The following is an 18,936-nucleotide window of genomic DNA, read 5'->3' as shown; positions in this document are numbered from 1 at the left end:
CCGAATGACGGTAAGTTGATCAGCCCTGACCTTAATCGCCAAACGCTCGGAGATAGTTATGCCCCCTATGGATACTGAGCAACAACTGGCGGCCCGTCTGGCCATCCTGGAAAACCCTGACGCGCAGGACTGCACGGTCTACCGCGCCGATGATCAGGACCCGGAAGCCGAGGAAGTGGATCTGGGTGATGCCAAGGTGCTGTTCTGCGGCCCGTTTGAGGCTCCGGCCGATTGGGACGCGGCAGAGCGTGAAGATTATTTCGGCGACAGCGCGCCTGAGCTGTTCGTCAATGCGCGTATCGAGTGTGAAGCCAAACCGGGCTCAAACAGCCATTTCACCGTGGACATCGGTGACTACGTGGCCGCCCAGCCGGGGTTGGGGGAAGTCGTGATGTTCTATGTGCACGATTATCTGGAAGACGACACCGGCTGCACCTATGTGCTGCTGCGTGATGAAGAGGTGCTGGAATAATCCAGCCACCGCGCTGGGCTTCTTGCTGAAGCCCAGCCACAACCTGCCTTGCTCCATGTCCTCGCTGATTCGCTTTTTGCCCTGTAGTACCGGGTTATTACCCGCGTCTGACGGATCGGGATAACACTCTGTGCTTCTCAATTCATTGAAGGGAGCAGGCACATGGCAGCGAAGAAGATTCTCATGCTGGTCGGCGACTACGTCGAAGACTACGAAGTGATGGTGCCGTTTCAGGCACTGCTGATGGTCGGTCATCAGGTGCACGCGGTGTGCCCGGACAAGACCGCCGGGCAGAGCGTACGCACCGCCATCCACGATTTTGAAGGCGAGCAGACCTACAGCGAGAAGCCGGGGCATAACTTTGCCCTTAACTTCGACTTCGACCAGGTCAAAGCCGAACACTACGACGCCCTGCTGATCCCTGGTGGCCGCGCCCCGGAGTACCTGCGCCTGAATGCTCAGGTGCTGGCGCTGGTACAGGCCTTCGACAAGGCTGGTAAGCCCATCGCAGCGGTCTGCCATGGCGCGCAGTTACTCGCCGCTGCTGGCGTGCTTAAAGGCCGCGAGTGCAGCGCTTACCCGGCCTGTGGCCCGGAAGTCACCCTGGCAGGCGGGCGCTATATGGATATCGCCGTGGACCAGGCCCATGTGCAGGGCAATCTGGTCACTGCTCCAGCCTGGCCGGCGCATCCCAATTGGCTGACCGCATTCCTCGGTCTGCTCGGTACGCAGATCACGCTGTAAACTGCTGGGGTCAGTCAGGCCCCGCATTCAGGGAGGTGAGTCGCCATGTGCGAGCTGTATGTTAAAGCCGATCCGATTCTCTACGAGTCCCGCGCACGCTCGCTGCGCATCCGTGGCGTGGTCACCACCCTGCGCCTGGAAAACCAGTTCTGGGACATCCTGCGCGAAATCGCCGAAGTCGACGGCATGACCACCAATCAGCTGATTACCAAGCTGTATGACGAGGTGATGGACTATCGCGGCGAGGTGGTGAATTTCGCCTCGTTCCTGCGCGTCAGCTGCACCCGTTACCTTAGCCAGCGTCGTGCGCCGGCTGAGCTGAGTCTGGTGCGTTCGATCCAGGGTTAAACGCCAGTGGGGATGCGCAGCGCAGGGTCGCCCAGCGGGTGGCTGAGCGCATCGAAGAAGCGCAGCTCCACCTGCTGCTCGGCGAACAGGCTGGCGTAGTGCTGCTTCTGCTGCGTGATAAACAGCGGGTTGTGCGGGTAGATCGAGATCGCCAAGGTTTTCAGTCCGGCCTGCTGCAAGGCCTGGATCAGGTGCTGGTCCTGCGCCGCCAGGCTGTGGCCGAATATGCACAGCTTGTCCTTGGGCTGCGCCAGCTGGCTGTAGCAGTACGACAAGTAGTCAGAACTGCGGATGGCCTTGAACTTGTCCGCGCTGCTGCCTTCATTGACGAACAGCGGAATATCGCCCAGCTGGTTGATGGCGAAACTGGCCAGCAAGGTGCTTTCCGATGAGTTGAGAATGCGCGTGCTGCCGTCGATGTTCTTTACCAGGTGCATGCCGCCGTGCAGATAGAGCATGCGCGTGGCGTTGCCCTGGCGCTGGCAGTCGCCGGGGGCGAAGGTTGAATCTGCGCCCCTGAACATATCTTCAAACGCTTCCGGGGCCTGCATCACGGCCCAGTAGTTGAGCAGGTCGTAATTGCTGGAATACACCGTCTGGAATTGGCTCAGCGCAGTGTTGATCCGCGCCAGGCTAGCGACCTGCATCTGGCTCCAGGGAATATGCACCGAGCGCATGGCGTGGATCAGCGCTTCCTTGATGGCGAAGTAGCGATGGCGCGGCGACGAGGAGTTGATGGTCAGCGCGGCATTCACCCGGATGCTGTTCTTCAGCGCGCTGAGTACCTGCTCGAAGTTGCTGGTGTCCAGGGCGCGGAACACGCTGAGCTCGGTCGCGCTAAGCGGGCGATTGCGTGTGGTCTGCGCTTCATCGAACAGGGAGAAGTAGGCGAACTTGCGCCATACCGCCAGGCTCGCGCCATTGCCGATCAGCAGCTCGGGGAAGCCGATGCTGCTGTTCAGGGTGTTCCAGTCTTCCAGTTCGCCAGTAAATGCCGGGGTTTGCATAATCGCTAGTTGTCGCCTTGGGCCGTCGGGGTTGTGCAGCGCGCGACTTTAACATGGGGCGCGGCAACTGCCGGCTTGGCCGCTGCGGCCCATTGCACTGCCAGGATGCTGCCCAGCACCGCGATCAACCACAGTAGCGCCACGCCGGTGATGCTCTGCCCGAGCAAGGCCCAGCCCAGCAGCACCGCCACCAGCGGGCTAAGCAGGCCCAGGGACGACACCGCTACCGGTGCGAGGCGAGCGATGCCGCGAAACCACAGCACATAGGCCAGCAGCGCGCCGAACAACGACAGATAGGCGTAGCCCAGCCACTGCAACGGGCTTAGCTGCGGCAGCGGTGGGTCGATCAGCCAGGCCACCGGCAGCAGGAACAGACCGCCAATCAGCAACTGCCAGCCGGTAAACGCCAGCAGCGGCACAGTCGGCCGCCAGCGTCGCGTCAGGTAAGTGCCGCTGGCCATACAGGCGGTGCCGACAAAGGCGGCGGCAATCCCGAGCGGGTCCCAACTCGCCCCCGGTGCCAGCAGCAATGCAGCCATCCCGGCGATACCCACCACACTGGCGGCGACCGCCACAGAGGCCGGCCTCTGCTGATCCATTGACCACACCAGACCCATCACCAGCAGCGGTTGAATCGCCCCGACAACTGCCGCCAAGCCGCCCGGCAAGCGGTACGCGGCGACAAACAGCAGCGCCTGGAAGAAGCCGATATTCAGCGCTGCCAGTACCAGCAGGCGTGGCCATTCGCTGCGCCGGGGCAGATAGCGGCTGTACAGCACCAGTAACAGGCCGGCGGGCAGGGCGCGCAGCAGCGCGGCGGTGAATGGTCGGTCCGGCGGCAGAATTTCGGTGGTGACGATATAGGTCGAGCCCCAGATGGCGGGCGCCAGAGCGGTGATCAACACATCCAGCCAGGTGCTACGCGATGCTGAGCGGTCCATGCATTTGTCTCGCATTCAAGATAAAATGAGAGGCTAATAACAACTTGTCTTGAGTTCAAGATAAATTTTAGGGGTAAGCCCATGGCAGTCCAGCGACAGATGGATGCGGTCGATGCAATTCTTCAGCAGTGGCACCGCGAGCGGCCGGACCTGGATGTCAGCCCGATGGGCGTGATCGGTCGACTGGGGCGCTGCGCGGCGCTGCTGCGGCGCGAGCTGGACAAGCTGTTCAGCAGCTTTGGCCTGACCGCCTGGGAGTTCGACGTGCTGGCCACCTTGCGCCGCTCCGGCGAGCCCTACCGCCTGGCCCCGACTACCCTGTTCTCGACCCTGATGGTCACCTCCGGCACCATGACCCGGCAGCTGCAGCAACTGGAAGCCGCAGGCTGGGTCAGTCGTATAGCCAACCCCAGCGACGCGCGTAGCATGCTGGTGCAGTTGACCCCGGCTGGGCTGGAACTGATCGATCGCGCGGTAACCGCGCATGTGGCGAATGAAGCGCGACTGCTGGCGCCGATTGCCGCCACCGAGCTGGCGCAACTGGAGGCGCGGCTATCCGAACTGTTGACGGTGCTGGAACCGACTGGCGAGTGAGTTTTCCGCAAACCAGGCCGTGAGCAGGCCTGCTAGAAGAGGTGATTAATGAGCAACGAATTAGTGATCGAAGATATTCAGCTGGGTGACGGCAAGGAAGTGGTCAAAGGTGCGCTGATCACCACCCAGTACAACGGATTTCTCGAAGATGGCAGCAAATTCGATTCCTCCTATGATCGCGGCAAAGCCTTCCAGTGTGTGATTGGCACCGGCCGGGTGATCAAAGGCTGGGACCAGGGCCTGATGGGCATGAAGGTTGGTGGCAAACGCAAACTCTTCGTACCGTCGCACTTGGGCTACGGCGAGCGCCAGTTCGGCGCGCATATCAAGCCGCACTCCAATCTGATCTTTGAGATTGAGCTGCTGGAAGTGCTGACGCGGGATGATTAGGTCGTAGGGCTGCTGTCGGCCGACTCTGTTGAAAAAGTTGGTTTCTGATGGGACTGCTTTTCGGCAGCTCAAAAATCGCTCGATTTCGGCGTAGCTAAGTAAAAACCAACACAGCTACGTCTTCCGAGCGAACCAGATTTCAACGTCGCTAACGCTCTTTTATGGGCAAAAATCACAACAGGACTGAATCGACCCTGCTTTTGTAGGCGCATTGAATGACTGCTTTTGGTCGATTCTGTTGAAAAAGTCGGCCATGGTTTCCACGGCAGAAAAGTATGCGCTTGAGATTGAAATCTTTACCTTGCGCAGAGGATTCCGAGTTCAGATTTCGCATAGGCGCGCGCAAAAAAGGCATTTTCAGCAGCCTTTATGTGGGCAATCTGGAAAGACCGACTTTTTCAACACAATCGGCCGAATCCAGCCCGATGCTACTGGCGACTCCCGGCCCAGAGTGTGTAAAAACGCCCGGACATACCCTTGCTATGATTTCTGAGAATTTCATCGCAAGGGAAGCCCATGAAACGGTTTATCCAGGGTGAGCACCGAGGGCAAAGCACCTTACTTCCCGAGAGCCTCGACGACTACGTCAGCGATACCAACCCGGTACGGGAGGTTGATGTCTTCGTCGATGAACTCGACTTGGCCACGCTGGGTTTTAATGGCGTCATTCCAGCCGAAACCGGCAGACCTGCTTACCACCCTGCGATCCTGTTGAAGATCTATATCTACGGCTATCTCAACCGCATCCAATCTATTCGACGTCTTGAGCGAGAAGCCCAGCGCAACATCGAATTGATGTGGTTAACCGGGCGTTTGATGCCCGACTTCAAAACCATCGCCAGCTTCCGAAAAGACAACAGCAAAGCCATTCGCGGCGTGTGCCGCCAGTTCGTTGTGCTGTGCCAGCAGTTGGGATTGTTTAGCGAAAACCTAGTGGCCATCGACGAGAGCAAATTCAAGGCAGTGAACAACCGCGACCGCAATTTCACCAGCGCCAAACTGAAGCGGCGAATGGAAGAAATCGAGTCGAGCATCAACCGTTACCTGACCTCTCTTGATGCAGCTGACCGGCAAGTGCCAAGCGCCGCTGAGCCAGACGCTGCGCGCCTGGAAGAGAAAATCGCCAAGCTCAAAGCTCAGATGAAAGAGCTTCAGGTGATCGAATCTCAGCTCAACGACTCTCCAGACAAACAGGTTTCACTGACCGACCCCGATGCCCGCTCGATGATGACGCGTGGCAATGGCATCGTCGGCTACAACGTACAAACGGCGGTCGATACCCAGCACCATTTGATCGTTGCTCACGAAGTCACGAACGTTGGCTCTGACCGCGACCAACTCAGCTCGATGGCAAAGCAGGCGCGGGAAGCCATTGGTTCAGAAGCACTGTTGTTGGTGGCTGATCGGGGCTACTTCAAAAGCGAGGAAATCCTGCCCTGCCATGATGCAAAAATTACCGCCTATGTACCCAAGCCGATGACTTCAGGCGCTAAAGCGGACGGGCGTTTCAACAGCGATGCCTTCGTTTTTAACGCAGCCAATAATGAATACGTTTGCCCAGCTGTTGAGGCATTGATTTGGCGCTTCTCCAGCGTCGAGAAAGGCCTGAATATACACTGCTACTGGAGTTCGAGTTTCCAGAGCTGCGCCCTGAAAACGCAGTGCACGCCGAGCAAGCAGCGACGAGTGCGGCGTTGGGAGTATGAAGCCGTGCTAGACGAAATGCAGAGCCGGCTGAACCATGCGCCAGACATGATGCGAGTCCGAAAGCGCACTGTTGAGCATCCCGTCGGTACGCTCAAACAATGGATGGGTTCCACGCATTTCCTCACACTTAGGTTGGCTGGCGTTAGCGCGGAGATGAGTCTGAATGTGCTCGCCTACAACTTGAAGCTGGTCATTAGAATCATCGGTGCCGAAGGCTTGTTGAAGGCAATGGCGGCGTAAAAGCACTCGGCTTTTGCTGCTCCAGGTGGCGCTAAAACGACTCATAAGCGCTCCGGAGCGTTACCGGTGCTGATCGTGGCAAATGATGCGTGGAAAATTGACTCGCCCAACTGCGCTGGGCTGAGGCATCCAGGATACGAAAGTGTTTTTACACACTTTGGGCCAGAAGCTGACATTTACCCAGGCTCAATTTGGGGGGGGAGGGGCGCCTACGAAACTGGGGACGTGTGCGGCACTGAGTGTAGGTAAGTGGCACATCGGCACCGGCGTGCTGTAACCGGTTAATTCTCCGAATATGAGATTGCAATACCCGTTAACGGTGTGGATATTAATGTGATGTCGGGGATGTTGGTGGGAAAGAAAAGCCCCTTGATTCAACTAGAGTAAGGGGCTTGGGGTCCATCAAGATCCGATAGGATCCAAATACACGCTACACGCTACACGTTAAAGCGGAAATGCATGACGTCGCCGTCTTTCACGATGTAGTCCTTGCCTTCCAAGCGCCACTTGCCGGCTTCTTTGGTGCCGGCTTCGCCCTTGTATTGAATGAAGTCGTTGTAGGCGATGACTTCGGCGCGGATAAAGCCTTTTTCGAAGTCGGTGTGGATCACGCCAGCAGCTTGTGGGGCGGTGGCGCCGACGCGGACGGTCCAGGCGCGGACTTCTTCGACGCCGGCGGTGAAGTAGGTCTGCAGGTTGAGCAGTTCGTAGCCCGCGCGGATTACTCGGTTCAGGCCGGGTTCTTCGAGGCCCAGGGCTTCGAGGAACATGTCTTTTTCTTCGCCATCATCCAGCTCGGCGATTTCTGCTTCGATCTTGTTGCATACCGGCACCACGGGAGCGCCTTCGGCATCGGCAATGGCCTGGACGATGTCGAGCAGTGGGTTGTTCTCAAAGCCGTCTTCAGCGACGTTGGCGATGTACATCACCGGCTTGCTGGTGAGCAGGTGGAAGCCACGTACCAGTTGCTTCTCGTCGTCACCCAGGGTCTTCATCAGGGTGCGCGCTGGCTTACCTTCGCTGAAGTGGGGGATGAGCTTTTCCAGCAGGGCTTTCTGTGCCACGGCTTCTTTGTCGCCGCCCTTGGCATTGCGCGTGGTCTTCTGCAGTTGCTTTTCGCAGCTGTCGAGGTCGGCGAAGATCAGTTCGAGGTCGATGATTTCTATATCGCGCTTGGGGTCGACGCTGTTAGCAACGTGAATCACGTTATCGTCTTCAAAGCAGCGTACTACGTGGGCGATGGCGTCGGTCTCGCGGATGTTAGCGAGGAATTTGTTGCCCAGGCCTTCACCCTTTGACGCGCCTTCTACCAGGCCGGCGATATCGACGAATTCCATGGTGGTGGGCAGGATGCGCTTGGGGTTGACGATGGCTGCCAGCTCCGCGAGGCGTGGGTCAGGCATCGGCACGATGCCGCTGTTGGGTTCGATGGTGCAGAACGGAAAGTTCTCGGCCGCAATACCGGATTTGGTGAGGGCGTTAAACAGGGTGGACTTGCCGACGTTGGGCAGGCCGACGATGCCGCAGTTGAATCCCATGGTGTTGTCCCTCGCGCGAATGGCGGTAAAGAGTTAGGAGGTGGCTTTCTGGCTGTGCAGCTTGTGCATGGCTTTGCTCCAGTCGCCTGCGAGTATTTCCGGCAGGGTGCCCAGGGCAAAGTCGATGCTGGCGTCCAGCAGTTCCTGTTCGCTGCGTGGTGCGCGGCCGAGGACGAAGTTGGAAACCATGCTGCTGTGCCCGGGGTGGCCAATGCCAAGCCGCAGGCGGTAAAAATTATTCTGATTGCCGAGCTGGGCAATGATGTCGCGCAGCCCGTTATGTCCGCCGTGCCCGCCACCCTGTTTGAGTTTGGCGACGCCGGGGGGCATGTCGAGTTCGTCGTGCGCCACCAGAATGGCTTCCGGCGGGATGCGGAAGAAATTCGCCAATGCCGCTACGGCCTGGCCGCTGCGATTCATAAAGGTGGTGGGGATCAGCAGGCGAACATCGCGGCCCTGATGGCTGAGTTTGCCAACCAGGCCAAAATACTTTTTGTCGAGGCTCAGATTGATGCGCTGGCTGTCAGCCAGGCGCTCAACGAAAAGGGCCCCTGCATTATGCCGAGTCTGGTCGTATTCAGGGCCGGGGTTACCCAGGCCAACGATCAGTTGTACGGCAGTCATGTCAGGAGCCCTTTTGTGGAAATAGCTCGGCAGAATCGCATACCGAGCTGGTTTCCGACACTGCGAGGATTACTCGGCAGCGCCTTCGTCTTTAGCAACGCGGGAGGCGTGGATGTTAGCCACTGCCAGGTCGTTACCGTGAGCCAGTGCAACCAGCTCAACGCCTTTCGGCAGTTTCAGGTCGGCCAGGTGAACGATCTGACCCACTTCAACGGCAGCCATGTCGACTTCGATGAATTCAGGCAGGTCTTTCGGCAGGCAGGAAACTTCTACTTCAGCCAGGACGTGGGAGACTTCGCCGCCTTGCTGCTTAACGCCAACCGAAGTTTCTTGGTTGATGAAGTGCAGGGGAACGATAGCGGTCAGTTTCTGGCCAGCGACTACGCGAACGAAGTCAGCGTGCAGCACGTAGCCTTTGGCTGGATGGCGCTGCAGAGCTTTGATGATCACGCTTTCGTTGCTGCCGGCTACGTTCAGGCTCAGCACGTGGCTGTAGGCTGCTTCGTTTTCCAGCAGTTTGGCCAGTTCTTTGGCCAGCAGGCTGATCGATTGTGGAGCTTTTTCGCCACCGTAAATTACGGCAGGAACCATGGCAACGTTACGACGCAGGCGGCGGCTCGCACCTTTCCCCAAGTCGGAACGCACTTCGGCATTCAGGGCAAATTCAGTCATTTCACTTCTCCAAAATAACCAAACCGTCCGTTACGCTTGCGACCAGCGACGGGACAGTTGGTTGAAAAGCCTTGCCGTCAGGGCAGGGCGTTTGCGTTCAGGGCGTATACCGAATTAACGGAACATCGCGCTGATCGATTCTTCATTGCTGATGCGGCGAACCGCTTCAGCGACTACCGGGGCGATGTCCAGCTGGCGAATACGCGAGCAGGATTGCGCGGCGGCGGACAGCGGGATGGTGTTAGTCACCACCAGCTCGTCGAGTACGGATTTTTCAATGTTTTCGATTGCGCGGCCAGACAGTACAGCGTGTGTGGCGTACGCGAAGACTTTCGAGGCGCCGTGTTCTTTCAGCGCTTTGGCGGCGTGGCACAGCGTGCCAGCGGTATCCACCATGTCGTCGACCAGGATGCAGGTACGGCCTTCAACATCACCGATGATGTGCATCACTTCGGAGTGGTTGGCTTTCTCGCGGCGCTTGTCGATGATCGCCAGGTCAACACCCAGGGACTTGGCTACAGCGCGCGCACGCACTACGCCGCCGATGTCCGGGGAGACAATCATCAGGTTTTCAAAGCGCTGGTCTTCGATGTCGTCCACCAGTACTGGGGAGCCGTAGATGTTATCTACTGGGATATCGAAGAAACCCTGGATCTGGTCAGCGTGCAGGTCGACGGTCAAAACCCGGTCGATGCCTACAACGGTGAGCATATCAGCCACAACTTTGGCACTGATTGCCACGCGGGCGGAGCGCGGACGGCGATCCTGGCGGGCATAGCCGAAGTAGGGGATAACTGCAGTAATTCGGGTCGCTGATGAGCGGCGGAAGGCATCAGCCATCACTACCAGTTCCATCAGGTTATCGTTGGTTGGCGCGCACGTCGGTTGAATCAGGAAGACGTCTTTACCGCGGACGTTTTCGTTGATTTCAATCATGATCTCGCCGTCGGAAAACTTACCGACAGAAGCATCACCGAGGGGAATGTGCAGCTGACGTACGATACGTCGCGCCAGATCGGGGTTAGCGTTCCCCGTAAAAACCATCATCTTGGACACGCGCAGTACCTGCCGGCTGGGGGTATACCTGGATGAGTACAGAAATGGCAGGGGCGGCTGGATTCGAACCAACGCATGCCAGGATCAAAACCTGGTGCCTTACCGCTTGGCGACGCCCCTGTATCCTGTGTAACCGAATGCTTTGAGTTGTGTATCCGCTCCAGGGCGGAAATGGCAGGGGCGGCTGGATTCGAACCAACGCATGCCAGGATCAAAACCTGGTGCCTTACCGCTTGGCGACGCCCCTATTACCGTACAACTCTGTGCTCTTAAATTACTAAGAGCGAACATTCACTTCCTGACCAATGTTTCGAGCTTGCGGTGCAACATAGAAATGTTACGGCCTTGGGCAATAAAACTTGGCAATGTGGCTGGAAGTTGGCGGGCGACTTTATCAGCATCGTCCTGGTTTGGGAAGCTCCCAAACACACAAGCTCCAGTGCCGGTTAATCTAGTTGGAACAAATTTGTTCAACAAGATCAGAGCGTTACGAACTTCTGAATAACGCTTCGTGACCACCGGCTGGCAGTCATTACGACCACCCCCCTCAAGAAGGCTGCGAACTTTAATGGGCGGCGTATCCCGTGTCAACTCAGGGTCGGAGAAAATTTCCGCTGTGCTGACAAGTACTTGCGGAATGGCAACAAGAAACCAGGGTTCGCTCAGGGTCACCGGTTGCAGCTTTTCACCGACGCCTTCGGCAAATGCCGCGTGACCGCGCACGAATACCGGTACGTCTGCGCCCAGGCTGAGGCCCAGGGAAGCCAGTTGATCTTCGCTATAGTTCAGCTGCCACAGATGGTTGAGGCCGAGTAGGGTGGTCGCGGCATCCGAACTGCCGCCGCCAATGCCGCCGCCCATGGGCAGGCGCTTGTCCAGCCAGATGTCGGCACCCAGGGTGCAGTTTGCGTGCTGTTGCAGCATGCGCGCGGCACGCACGATCAGGTTGCTGTCGTGGGGTACGCCGTCGATGGGCGTATGCAGGTGAATTTCACCGTCGGGGCGCAGGGCAAAGCCCAGCTCGTCACCGAAGTCGAGAAACTGAAACAGGGTTTGCAGCTCGTGATAGCCGTCGGCGCGGCGGCCGAGAATATGCAGCATCAGGTTGAGCTTGGCCGGTGCCGGCAGGATCAGTTCGGCAGCGGCGGGTATGGCCGGTGTGGTCATTGGCCGAGCTGGCGCGGTTGCCAGTCCTTGATTACCAGGGTGACTTGCAGGTCAAAGCCGCTGAGCTTGATGCGCTCCGGCAGCCAGAAGCCATTCTGCTCGGCATAGCTGAGGTACTCGACATCCCAGCCGTCTTGGCTCAACTGCGCCAAGTGGCTTTGGCTGTCGAGGTTCAGGCGGCTTTTGCTGTCTGGCGAAGGCAGGCCGCGAATCCACCAGAACAGGTGTGAAACGGGCAGGTTCAGGCCCAGTTGGTCGCGCAGCAGTTGTTCTGGTGATTCAGCCTGGTAGCGGCCCTGGTTGGCCACTTCCAGTTGAATGGCGCCTGGGCGCCCGGTCAGGCGAGCGGCGCCGCGACCCAATGGGCCGGACAGTCGGATGTCGTAATAGTCCTGGCGTTGTAGCCAGAAAAGAGTGCCGCTACCGGAGTCTTTCGGTGCACGGATACCGACTTTGCCATTGATCTGCCAGGCATCCAGGCCGCTGATCTGTTGCTTGTGCGCTTGCCAGCTTTGCGCGTTGCCCTGGCCTTCAAGGGCTTCGCGGGAGGTCAGGCCGGCGCAGCCTGCCAGTAATGTAATCAGGCTGAAAACTATCAGGTGGCGCCCAAGCATCAAAGCGTCTCTGCTCCGGTCAGGCGCAGCAGGGTGCTGCGCAGGATTGGGCTGTCGGGTTGTTGTTTCAGGGCTTCACGCCAGAGTTTGCGCGCTTCTTTCTGTTTCCCTTGTGCCCACAGCACTTCACCCAGGTGGGCGGCGACTTCGTGGTCGGGAAATTCCTGCAGTGCTCTGCGCAGTAGGCGTTCAGCTTCATCCAAATTGCCCAGGCGGTAATTCACCCAGCCGAGGCTGTCGAGTACTGCAGGGTCTTCAGGGTTGAGTTGGTGCGCCTGCTCGATCAACTGTTTGGCTTCGGCGTAGCGCGTGGTGCGGTCGGCCAGGGTGTAGCCCAGTGCATTGAGTGCCATGGCGTTGTCTGGTTCGCGCTCGAGTATAAAGCGCAGGTCACGCTCCAGCAGGGCGAGATCATCGCGCTTTTCCGCGAGCATGGCGCGGGTGTAGAGCAAGTTGAGGTCTTCGGGGAACTGTTCCAATCCTTGTTGGATCAGCTGCCAGGCGCGTTCGGTGTCCTGCTGCTTGGACCAGGCTTCGGCTTCGATCAGGTACAGCTGGATGGCATAGTCAGGCTGGCTTTCGCGAGCTTGACGCAGGCGCTCGGCGGCTTCTTCAGCGCGCTGTGCCTTGAACAGCAGTTCGCTCTGCCGGGCTTGGGCCGGCAGGTAATCGTTGCCGGGGCCGACCAGGGCGTACTCGATCAATGCGCTGGCGGTATCACCGAGTTCTTCATAGGCGCGGGCCAGGTTGTAATGCGCGGCTTCACTGTGGCTGCCGCGTTCGACCAGTTCTTCGAGGTAGACGATGGCCTCTTTCCAGGCTTTGGCTTCAAGGCAGACCAGTGCCAGCGAAAAGCGCAGGTCATCATCATCAGGGTTCTGTTGCAGCAGTGAGGCAAACTCGCCTTTGGCTTCGTCCAGGCGGTCTTCGGCCACCAGCAGGCGTGCATAGGTGAGGCGCAGGCGCTTGTCGTCTGGGTATTGCTCGATGCCTTTTTCCAGCAGCGGCAGGGCTTCATCGTTGCGCTCAAGGCTTTGCAGCAGGCGGGCATGCAACAAGATTGAGGCAATGGGGCGGTCTTTGCTGGGTTGCTGCTCCAGTAGCTCCAGGGCCTCCTGCGGCTGGCCATTCTGTTGCAGCAGCAGGGCTTTGCCAAATTGCAGCTGGCTGTTGTCCGGGTACTTTGCCTGCAGGCGGTCGAAGCTTTGCAGCAGGCCGGCACGGGTATCCGGGTCAGTTTCAGCTGCGGACAGCGCCAGGAAGTCGAAATGCGTATCGCCCTGACGCTGCAGTACCTGCTCCATAAAGGTCATGGATTCGTCATAGCGGCCGGCACGTGCCAGTTGCACGGCGGCGGCGCGCTGCGCGTCGATATTCTCGGGAGCGGTCTTGGCCCACAGCAGGCTGGTTTCCAGCGCGGGCTGTTCGGCCCCTAGGTACTCGGCAATGCGAAAGCCACGCTCGGCGACGCCAGCATCCTGAGTGGCATTGGCCTGCTCTACATAGTTTCCCAGGGCAATGTCGAAGCGGTTGCGCTGGCCTGCCAGTTCCGCGACCAGCAGCGACAGCAGGGTTTCCTGGCTGAAATTGCGGTAAACCTGCGGCTGGATTTCTGCGGCAACAACAGCGGGCTCTTCCACCGGTGGCGTGCCATCCGGGGCAGAGGGAGTAAAGGTCTGGCAGCCACTTAAAAAGGCAGCGGCAGTCAGCAACGCGAAGGATCTATTCATAGGAAGAGTATGTGGCCAACCTGCGGTTTGGGCATCATGACACAAGCGCTGGGGCAAGCCCATGGGCTGCAATGATGCGGATTAAGAGATAAACCTGGCTATTGGGACAATCGGCCGCAGTGGTTGTTCTCGCTTTGCCGAAGTAGGACAATTGCCGGCTTCCACTCCCTGTCAGCGACGTGCATGGCCTTTATTGCCCTCGGTATCAACCACAAGACCGCCTCGGTGGACGTCCGCGAACGCGTGGCTTTCACTCCTGAGCAGTTGGTTGAGGCATTGCAGCAGCTGTGTCAGCGCACCAGCAGTAGAGAGGCGGCGATTCTCTCGACCTGCAATCGCAGTGAGCTGTATCTCGAGCAGGATGAGCTGAGCGCTGACGAAGTGCTGGCCTGGTTGGCCAACTACCATCGCTTGAGCCTCGAAGAATTGCGCGCCTGCGCCTATATCCATGCCGATGACGAAGCCGTGCGCCATATGATGCGCGTGGCCTCGGGGCTGGACTCGATGGTGTTGGGCGAGCCGCAGATTCTCGGCCAAATGAAATCGGCATTTGCCGTAGCCCGTGAGGCCGGCACCCTCGGCCCGCTGCTTGGGCGCTTGTTTCAGGCCACCTTCAGCACCGCCAAGACAGTGCGCACCGATACCGCGATTGGCGAAAACCCGGTATCCGTGGCTTTTGCCGCCGTCAGCCTGGCCAAGCAGATTTTCGCCGACTTGCATCGCAGTCAGGCCCTGCTGATCGGCGCCGGTGAAACCATCAGCCTGGTCGCCCGCCATCTGCACGACCAGGGCATCAAGCGCATTGTGGTAGCCAATCGCACCCTGGAGCGCGCCAGTAGCCTGGCCGAACAATTTGGCGCGCATGCCGTGCTGCTGTCGGAAATCCCCGATGAGCTGGTCAACAGCGATATCGTGATCAGCTCCACTGCCAGCCAGCTGCCGATTCTCGGCAAGGGCGCGGTCGAGCGCGCGTTGAAGCAGCGTAAGCACAAGCCGATCTTTATGGTCGACATCGCCGTACCGCGCGATATCGAGCCGGAAGTCGGCGAATTGGACGACGTTTACCTCTACACCGTCGATGACCTGCACGAAGTGATCGCGGAGAACCTCAAGAGCCGCCAGGGCGCGGCCCAGGCCGCCGAAGAGCTGGTCAGTGTCGGCGCCCGCGACTTCATGCAGCGCCTGCGCGAGCTGGCCGCAGTGGATGTGCTTAAGGCCTACCGTCAGCAGGCTGAGCGTTTGCGTGATGAGGAGCTGAACAAGGCCCTGCGTCTGCTCAACAATGGCAGTTCGGCCGAGGATGTGCTGGCGCTGCTGGCCCGCGGCCTCACCAACAAGCTGCTGCATGCGCCCAGTGTGCAGCTGAAAAAATTCTCTGCTGACGGCCGCGTCGATGCGCTGGGCGTGGCCCAAGAACTGTTTGCCCTCGACGAGGGCGCGCCGCCTGCTTCTACCCATAGCAGTTCGGCTAATAAATAAAGGTCTGCAATGAAAGCGTCACTGATCAATAAACTCGACCTGTTGCAGGATCGTTTCGAAGAGCTGACCGCGTTGCTCGGCGATGCCGAGGTGATCAGCAACCAGCCGCAGTTTCGCGCCTACTCCAAGGAGTACGCCGAGATTGAGCCGGTATACCAGGCGTTCAGTGCGTTTCGGAAAGTCCAGTCCGACCTCGAAGGCGCCCAGGCGCTGCTCAAAGACAGCGACCCGGACATGCGCGAGATGGCCGAAGAGGAAGTTTCCGAGGCCAAGGAGCAGCTGATCGAGCTGGAAGTCAGCCTGCAGCGCATGCTGCTGCCGAAAGACCCCAACGACGGCCGTAACGTATTTCTCGAAGTGCGCGCCGGCACCGGCGGCGACGAGGCAGCGATCTTCTCCGGCGACCTGTTCCGTATGTACTCGCGTTATGCCGAGAAGCAGGGCTGGCGTGTAGAAGTGCTGTCGGCCAGCGAAGGCGAGCATGGCGGCTACAAAGAGGTCATTGCCCGGGTCGAGGGCGACAACGTTTACGGCAAACTCAAATTCGAGTCCGGTGCGCACCGCGTGCAGCGCGTGCCCGAAACTGAATCCCAAGGCCGTATCCACACCTCGGCCTGTACCGTCGCCGTGCTGCCCGAGCCGGATGAGCAGATGGCCATCGACATCAACCCAGCCGATCTGCGCGTGGACACCTACCGCAGCTCCGGTGCCGGTGGTCAGCACGTTAACACCACCGACTCGGCGATCCGTATCACTCACATTCCCACCGGCACCGTGGTGGAATGTCAGGAAGAGCGCTCGCAGCACAAGAACCGCGCCAAGGCCATGGCCTGGCTGGCGGCGAAACTCAAAGACCAGCAGGAAGCCGCTGCGCACAAGGAAATTTCCGATTCGCGCAAGTTGCTGGTGGGCTCCGGTGACCGTTCCGAGCGCATCCGCACCTACAATTTCCCGCAAGGGCGAGTGACCGATCACCGTATCAACCTGACTCTGTATTCGCTGAACGAAGTGATTGCCGGCGGCGTCGAAGCGATTATCGAGCCGCTGCTGGTCGAATATCAGGCCGATCAGCTGGCCGCGCTGGGCGATTGATTCGCGCTTTTCGTAGCCCGGATGCAATCCGGGAGCGACCGTTGACGCATGTCCCGGATTACATCCGGGCTACGGAATAAATGCCATGGCCACTATTGAATCTCTGCTCAACCACGCCGAACTACCTGACTCGCCGACTCCGCGTTTGGATGCTGAGCTATTGCTCGCCCACGCCCTAGGCAAGTCGCGCAGCTATCTGCATACCTGGCCGGAGCGCGAACTCGATACTCCGCAACTTGAGCGTTATCAGGCGGCGCTGGTGCGGCGTCAGGCCGGTGAGCCGGTGGCCTATATCCTCGGTCAGCAGGGCTTCTGGAGTCTGGAGCTGGAAGTTGCGTCGCATACCCTGATCCCACGGCCGGATACCGAACTGCTGGTGGAAACCGTTCTGGCGCTGCTGCCAGCCACGCCTGCCGCGCTGCTTGATCTAGGCACCGGCACTGGCGCTATTGCTCTGGCCCTGGCCAGCGAGCGTCCGGCCTGGCGACTAACCGGTGTGGATCGTGTGGTGGAGGCGGTGGCCCTGGCCGAACGCAACCGAGCGCGGCTCAACCTGAACAATGCCAGCTTTAGTGAAAGCCACTGGTTTAGCGCGCTGACCGGGCAGCGTTATCAGCTGATTGTCAGCAACCCGCCGTATATCGCCGCCGATGATCGCCACCTGGCCGAAGGCGATGTACGCTTCGAGCCGAGCAGCGCGCTGGTGGCGGGCGCGGATGGGCTGGACGATATCCGACTGATCATCCAGCAGGCCCCGAACTATCTTCAAGCGGGTGGCTGGTTGCTGCTGGAACATGGCTTCGATCAGGCGGCGGCAGTGCGCGAGCTGCTCAGCGCGCGCGGTTTTAGCGCGGTGGAAAGCCGGCGTGACCTGGGCGGCCATGAGCGCATCAGTCTGGGACGCTTCGATAATGAGTGACGCCATGAGTGCGCAGGACATGCTGAATGACGAGGAACTGCTGCGCTATAGCCGGCAGATTCTACTGCAACAGATCGATATCGCCGGCCAGCTGCGCCTGAAAAACAGCCGTGCGCTGATTATCGGCCTCGGCGGCCTGGGTTCGCCGGTGGCGCTTTACCTGGCCGCCGCTGGGGTCGGTGAGTTGCATCTGGCGGACTTTGATACGGTCGACCTGACCAACCTGCAGCGGCAGATCGTCCACGACACAGCCAGCATCGGCCTGAGTAAGGTCGACTCGGCGAGCAAGCGCCTGCTGGCGATCAACCCGCAGCTGCGATTGCAAGCCCATCGGCAGGGCCTGGACAGCGATTCGCTGGCCGCAGCGGTGGCGGCAGTCGATCTGGTGCTGGATTGCTCGGACAACTTCAGCACCCGCGAGGCGGTCAACGCCGCGTGTGTGGCGGCCAAGGTGCCGCTGGTCAGTGGTGCGGCGATTCGCCTGGAAGGCCAGCTCTCGGTGTTCGATCCGCGCCGTGGCGACAGTCCGTGCTACCACTGCATCTATGGCCACGGCAGCGAGGCCGAGCTTACCTGTAGCGAAGCCGGTGTGGTCGGCCCATTGGTTGGCCTGGTCGGTAGTTTGCAGGCGCTGGAAGCCTTGAAGCTGCTGGCGCAGTTTGGCGAGCCGCTGGTAGGGCGTCTGCTGTTGATCGATGCGCTTGGTAGCCGTTTCCGCGAGCTGCGGGTCAAGCGTGATCCGGGCTGTAGCGTGTGTGGAGTGGCCAGCGGTGAGTAACGCGCCGATTGGCGTATTCGACTCCGGCGTCGGCGGCTTGTCGGTGCTGCGCGAGATTCGCGCGTTGCTGCCGAATGAGTCGCTGCTGTATGTGGCCGACAGCGGCCATGTGCCCTACGGCGAGAAGAGCCTGGAATTTATTCGCGAGCGCTGCCGGGTGCTGGCCGAGTTTCTGCTTGCCCAGGGCGCCAAGGCGCTGGTGCTGGCCTGCAACACCGCCACGGTGGCGGGAGTGGCCGAGTTGCGTGAGCTGTATCCGCAGCTGCCGTTGGTGGGCATGGAGCCGGCGGTCAAACCTGCAGCTGCCGCCACGCAGAGTGGCGTGGTCGGTGTGCTGGCCACCACAGGCACGCTAAAAAGCGCCAAGTTCGCCGCCTTGCTCGACCGTTTTGCCAGCGATGTGCGGGTGATTACCCAGCCTTGTCCGGGGTTGGTCGAGCGTATCGAGGTCGGCGAGCTGGATAGCCTTGCCACCCGCGAGCTGCTGCAGGGCTTTGTCGCACCGCTACTGGCCGAGGGCTGCGACACTCTGATTCTCGGCTGTACCCATTACCCCTTTATCAAACCGTTGCTGCGCAGTTTGGTGCCGGACTCGATCAGCCTGATCGACACGGGCGCGGCGGTGGCGCGGCAAGTCCAGCGCCTGCTGACCAGCCATGATCTGCTCGCCAGCGGTCCGGCTCTGCCAGCACAGTTCTGGTCGAGTGGTGATCCCGCAGCCATGCAGCGTGTGTTGCCTTTGCTGTGGGGCGAGGCGGCGCTAGTCAGTGGCCTGCCTGGCACGGTTTAGCCATAAGTCGGCTTTCTCGGTAGCTAAAGATTTC

The 18,936-nt window shown here is 59.6% G+C and carries 20 protein-coding genes and 2 tRNA genes; 11 read left to right on the top strand and 11 right to left on the bottom strand.

Translation table 11 applies throughout. From position 1 onward, the window contains the following. The first annotated feature begins 58 nt into the window (after window positions 1–58). The 3 genes from HBN63_RS02275 to HBN63_RS02265 all read left to right on the top strand — a co-directional run bounded on the left by HBN63_RS02275 (window position 59) and on the right by HBN63_RS02265 (window position 1,564). Window positions 59–472 (top strand): hypothetical protein, encoded by a 414-nt coding sequence (locus HBN63_RS02275; protein WP_170048218.1) that lies wholly within the window; start codon window positions 59–61, stop codon window positions 470–472. Window positions 473–634: 162 nt separating this feature from the next. Further along, complete coding sequence (locus tag HBN63_RS02270) at window positions 635–1,216, top strand: DJ-1/PfpI family protein (RefSeq protein ID WP_170048217.1); 582 nt, start codon at window positions 635–637, stop codon at window positions 1,214–1,216. A 45-nt stretch (window positions 1,217–1,261) separates the two neighbouring features. Then, the gene (locus HBN63_RS02265; RefSeq protein ID WP_170048216.1) at window positions 1,262–1,564 is read left to right on the top strand and encodes a ribbon-helix-helix domain-containing protein; all 303 of its coding nucleotides are present in this window, start codon (window positions 1,262–1,264) and stop codon (window positions 1,562–1,564) included. Here HBN63_RS02265 and HBN63_RS02260 read toward each other — a convergent pair. Together HBN63_RS02260 and HBN63_RS02255 are read right to left on the bottom strand one after the other, a co-directional pair. Next, window positions 1,561–2,571, bottom strand: coding sequence for a DUF4917 family protein (locus tag HBN63_RS02260; RefSeq protein ID WP_170048215.1), 1,011 nt, complete (start codon window positions 2,569–2,571; stop codon window positions 1,561–1,563). The two genes, HBN63_RS02265 and HBN63_RS02260, sit on opposite strands and share 4 nt — an antisense overlap. Before the next feature lie 5 nt (window positions 2,572–2,576). After that, window positions 2,577–3,512: a DMT family transporter gene (locus tag HBN63_RS02255; RefSeq protein WP_170048214.1), complete on the bottom strand. Its 936-nt coding sequence runs from the start codon at window positions 3,510–3,512 to the stop codon at window positions 2,577–2,579. A gap of 81 nt (window positions 3,513–3,593) precedes the next feature. On the opposite strand from HBN63_RS02255, the gene HBN63_RS02250 reads away from it, so the two are divergent. From HBN63_RS02250 to HBN63_RS02240, 3 genes are all read left to right on the top strand, one after another. Beyond that, window positions 3,594–4,106, top strand: coding sequence for a MarR family transcriptional regulator (locus HBN63_RS02250; protein ID WP_170048213.1), 513 nt, complete (start codon window positions 3,594–3,596; stop codon window positions 4,104–4,106). A gap of 48 nt (window positions 4,107–4,154) precedes the next feature. Continuing rightward, window positions 4,155–4,496, top strand: a complete 342-nt coding sequence (locus tag HBN63_RS02245) for an FKBP-type peptidyl-prolyl cis-trans isomerase (RefSeq protein WP_170048212.1) — start codon at window positions 4,155–4,157, stop codon at window positions 4,494–4,496. Window positions 4,497–5,012: 516 nt separating this feature from the next. Beyond that, complete coding sequence (locus HBN63_RS02240) at window positions 5,013–6,443, top strand: IS1182 family transposase (protein ID WP_170048211.1); 1,431 nt, start codon at window positions 5,013–5,015, stop codon at window positions 6,441–6,443. A 437-nt stretch (window positions 6,444–6,880) separates the two neighbouring features. Here the strand turns inward: HBN63_RS02240 and ychF are convergent, their stop codons facing one another. The 9 genes from ychF to HBN63_RS02195 all read right to left on the bottom strand — a co-directional run bounded on the left by ychF (window position 6,881) and on the right by HBN63_RS02195 (window position 13,844). Beyond that, window positions 6,881–7,981, bottom strand: a complete 1,101-nt coding sequence (gene ychF / locus HBN63_RS02235; protein ID WP_090251429.1) for a redox-regulated ATPase YchF — start codon at window positions 7,979–7,981, stop codon at window positions 6,881–6,883. A 33-nt stretch (window positions 7,982–8,014) separates the two neighbouring features. Continuing rightward, on the bottom strand, window positions 8,015–8,605 hold the full coding sequence (gene pth, locus HBN63_RS02230; RefSeq protein WP_170048210.1) for an aminoacyl-tRNA hydrolase: 591 nt from the start codon (window positions 8,603–8,605) through the stop codon (window positions 8,015–8,017). Window positions 8,606–8,674: 69 nt separating this feature from the next. After that, on the bottom strand, window positions 8,675–9,277 hold the full coding sequence (locus tag HBN63_RS02225) for a 50S ribosomal protein L25/general stress protein Ctc (protein ID WP_090251434.1): 603 nt from the start codon (window positions 9,275–9,277) through the stop codon (window positions 8,675–8,677). A gap of 114 nt (window positions 9,278–9,391) precedes the next feature. After that, window positions 9,392–10,333, bottom strand: coding sequence for a ribose-phosphate pyrophosphokinase (locus tag HBN63_RS02220; protein ID WP_090251437.1), 942 nt, complete (start codon window positions 10,331–10,333; stop codon window positions 9,392–9,394). A 45-nt stretch (window positions 10,334–10,378) separates the two neighbouring features. Continuing rightward, window positions 10,379–10,453: transfer RNA gene (locus HBN63_RS02215), tRNA-Gln, on the bottom strand. A gap of 52 nt (window positions 10,454–10,505) precedes the next feature. Beyond that, window positions 10,506–10,580 (bottom strand) — tRNA-Gln (locus HBN63_RS02210). 44 nt (window positions 10,581–10,624) lie between these two features. Beyond that, complete coding sequence (gene ispE / locus HBN63_RS02205; protein WP_170048209.1) at window positions 10,625–11,500, bottom strand: 4-(cytidine 5'-diphospho)-2-C-methyl-D-erythritol kinase; 876 nt, start codon at window positions 11,498–11,500, stop codon at window positions 10,625–10,627. Continuing rightward, window positions 11,497–12,114, bottom strand: a complete 618-nt coding sequence (lolB, locus tag HBN63_RS02200; protein ID WP_170048208.1) for a lipoprotein insertase outer membrane protein LolB — start codon at window positions 12,112–12,114, stop codon at window positions 11,497–11,499. Before lolB ends, ispE begins: the two co-directional genes overlap by 4 nt. Beyond that, window positions 12,114–13,844 (bottom strand): tetratricopeptide repeat protein, encoded by a 1,731-nt coding sequence (locus HBN63_RS02195; protein ID WP_170048207.1) that lies wholly within the window; start codon window positions 13,842–13,844, stop codon window positions 12,114–12,116. The genes lolB and HBN63_RS02195 overlap by 1 nt, the downstream gene beginning before the upstream one ends. A gap of 183 nt (window positions 13,845–14,027) precedes the next feature. Here HBN63_RS02195 and hemA point away from each other — a divergent pair, with 183 nt between their 5' ends. The 5 genes from hemA (at window position 14,028) to murI (ending at window position 18,902) form a co-directional block, all read left to right on the top strand. After that, window positions 14,028–15,323 carry a glutamyl-tRNA reductase gene (hemA, locus tag HBN63_RS02190; RefSeq protein WP_090251448.1) on the top strand — a complete coding sequence of 432 codons (1,296 nt, stop codon included), beginning with the start codon at window positions 14,028–14,030 and terminating at the stop codon, window positions 15,321–15,323. Between the two features lie 9 nt (window positions 15,324–15,332). Further along, window positions 15,333–16,415, top strand: a complete 1,083-nt coding sequence (gene prfA, locus HBN63_RS02185) for a peptide chain release factor 1 (protein WP_170048206.1) — start codon at window positions 15,333–15,335, stop codon at window positions 16,413–16,415. 85 nt (window positions 16,416–16,500) lie between these two features. Then, window positions 16,501–17,334 (top strand): peptide chain release factor N(5)-glutamine methyltransferase, encoded by an 834-nt coding sequence (prmC, locus tag HBN63_RS02180; RefSeq protein ID WP_170048205.1) that lies wholly within the window; start codon window positions 16,501–16,503, stop codon window positions 17,332–17,334. A gap of 19 nt (window positions 17,335–17,353) precedes the next feature. Then, the gene (locus HBN63_RS02175; protein WP_170048256.1) at window positions 17,354–18,112 is read left to right on the top strand and encodes a molybdopterin-synthase adenylyltransferase MoeB; all 759 of its coding nucleotides are present in this window, start codon (window positions 17,354–17,356) and stop codon (window positions 18,110–18,112) included. Further along, entirely contained in the window at window positions 18,105–18,902 is a 798-nt protein-coding gene (murI, locus tag HBN63_RS02170; RefSeq protein WP_345940461.1) for a glutamate racemase, read from the top strand. Before HBN63_RS02175 ends, murI begins: the two co-directional genes overlap by 8 nt. Window positions 18,903–18,936: the final 34 nt, after the last annotated feature.

Origin of the sequence: Pseudomonas sp. WS 5011 (genome assembly GCF_012985775.1) — a bacterium.
Lineage (GTDB): Bacteria > Pseudomonadota > Gammaproteobacteria > Pseudomonadales > Pseudomonadaceae > Aquipseudomonas > Aquipseudomonas peli.
Note: the sequence above shows the minus strand (reverse complement) of the source record. Positions and strands in the feature narration are given on the sequence as shown.

Coding starts and splice junctions, on each gene's coding strand:
- HBN63_RS02275 (WP_170048218.1), top strand. CDS start 59: ATGCCCCCTATGGATACTGAGCAACAACTGGCGGCCCGTCTGGCCATC.
- HBN63_RS02270 (WP_170048217.1), top strand. CDS start 635: ATGGCAGCGAAGAAGATTCTCATGCTGGTCGGCGACTACGTCGAAGAC.
- HBN63_RS02265 (WP_170048216.1), top strand. CDS start 1,262: ATGTGCGAGCTGTATGTTAAAGCCGATCCGATTCTCTACGAGTCCCGC.
- HBN63_RS02260 (WP_170048215.1), bottom strand. CDS start 2,571: ATGCAAACCCCGGCATTTACTGGCGAACTGGAAGACTGGAACACCCTG.
- HBN63_RS02255 (WP_170048214.1), bottom strand. CDS start 3,512: ATGGACCGCTCAGCATCGCGTAGCACCTGGCTGGATGTGTTGATCACC.
- HBN63_RS02250 (WP_170048213.1), top strand. CDS start 3,594: ATGGCAGTCCAGCGACAGATGGATGCGGTCGATGCAATTCTTCAGCAG.
- HBN63_RS02245 (WP_170048212.1), top strand. CDS start 4,155: ATGAGCAACGAATTAGTGATCGAAGATATTCAGCTGGGTGACGGCAAG.
- HBN63_RS02240 (WP_170048211.1), top strand. CDS start 5,013: ATGAAACGGTTTATCCAGGGTGAGCACCGAGGGCAAAGCACCTTACTT.
- ychF (WP_090251429.1), bottom strand. CDS start 7,981: ATGGGATTCAACTGCGGCATCGTCGGCCTGCCCAACGTCGGCAAGTCC.
- pth (WP_170048210.1), bottom strand. CDS start 8,605: ATGACTGCCGTACAACTGATCGTTGGCCTGGGTAACCCCGGCCCTGAA.
- HBN63_RS02225 (WP_090251434.1), bottom strand. CDS start 9,277: ATGACTGAATTTGCCCTGAATGCCGAAGTGCGTTCCGACTTGGGGAAA.
- ispE (WP_170048209.1), bottom strand. CDS start 11,500: ATGACCACACCGGCCATACCCGCCGCTGCCGAACTGATCCTGCCGGCA.
- lolB (WP_170048208.1), bottom strand. CDS start 12,114: ATGCTTGGGCGCCACCTGATAGTTTTCAGCCTGATTACATTACTGGCA.
- HBN63_RS02195 (WP_170048207.1), bottom strand. CDS start 13,844: ATGAATAGATCCTTCGCGTTGCTGACTGCCGCTGCCTTTTTAAGTGGC.
- hemA (WP_090251448.1), top strand. CDS start 14,028: ATGGCCTTTATTGCCCTCGGTATCAACCACAAGACCGCCTCGGTGGAC.
- prfA (WP_170048206.1), top strand. CDS start 15,333: ATGAAAGCGTCACTGATCAATAAACTCGACCTGTTGCAGGATCGTTTC.
- prmC (WP_170048205.1), top strand. CDS start 16,501: ATGGCCACTATTGAATCTCTGCTCAACCACGCCGAACTACCTGACTCG.
- HBN63_RS02175 (WP_170048256.1), top strand. CDS start 17,354: ATGCTGAATGACGAGGAACTGCTGCGCTATAGCCGGCAGATTCTACTG.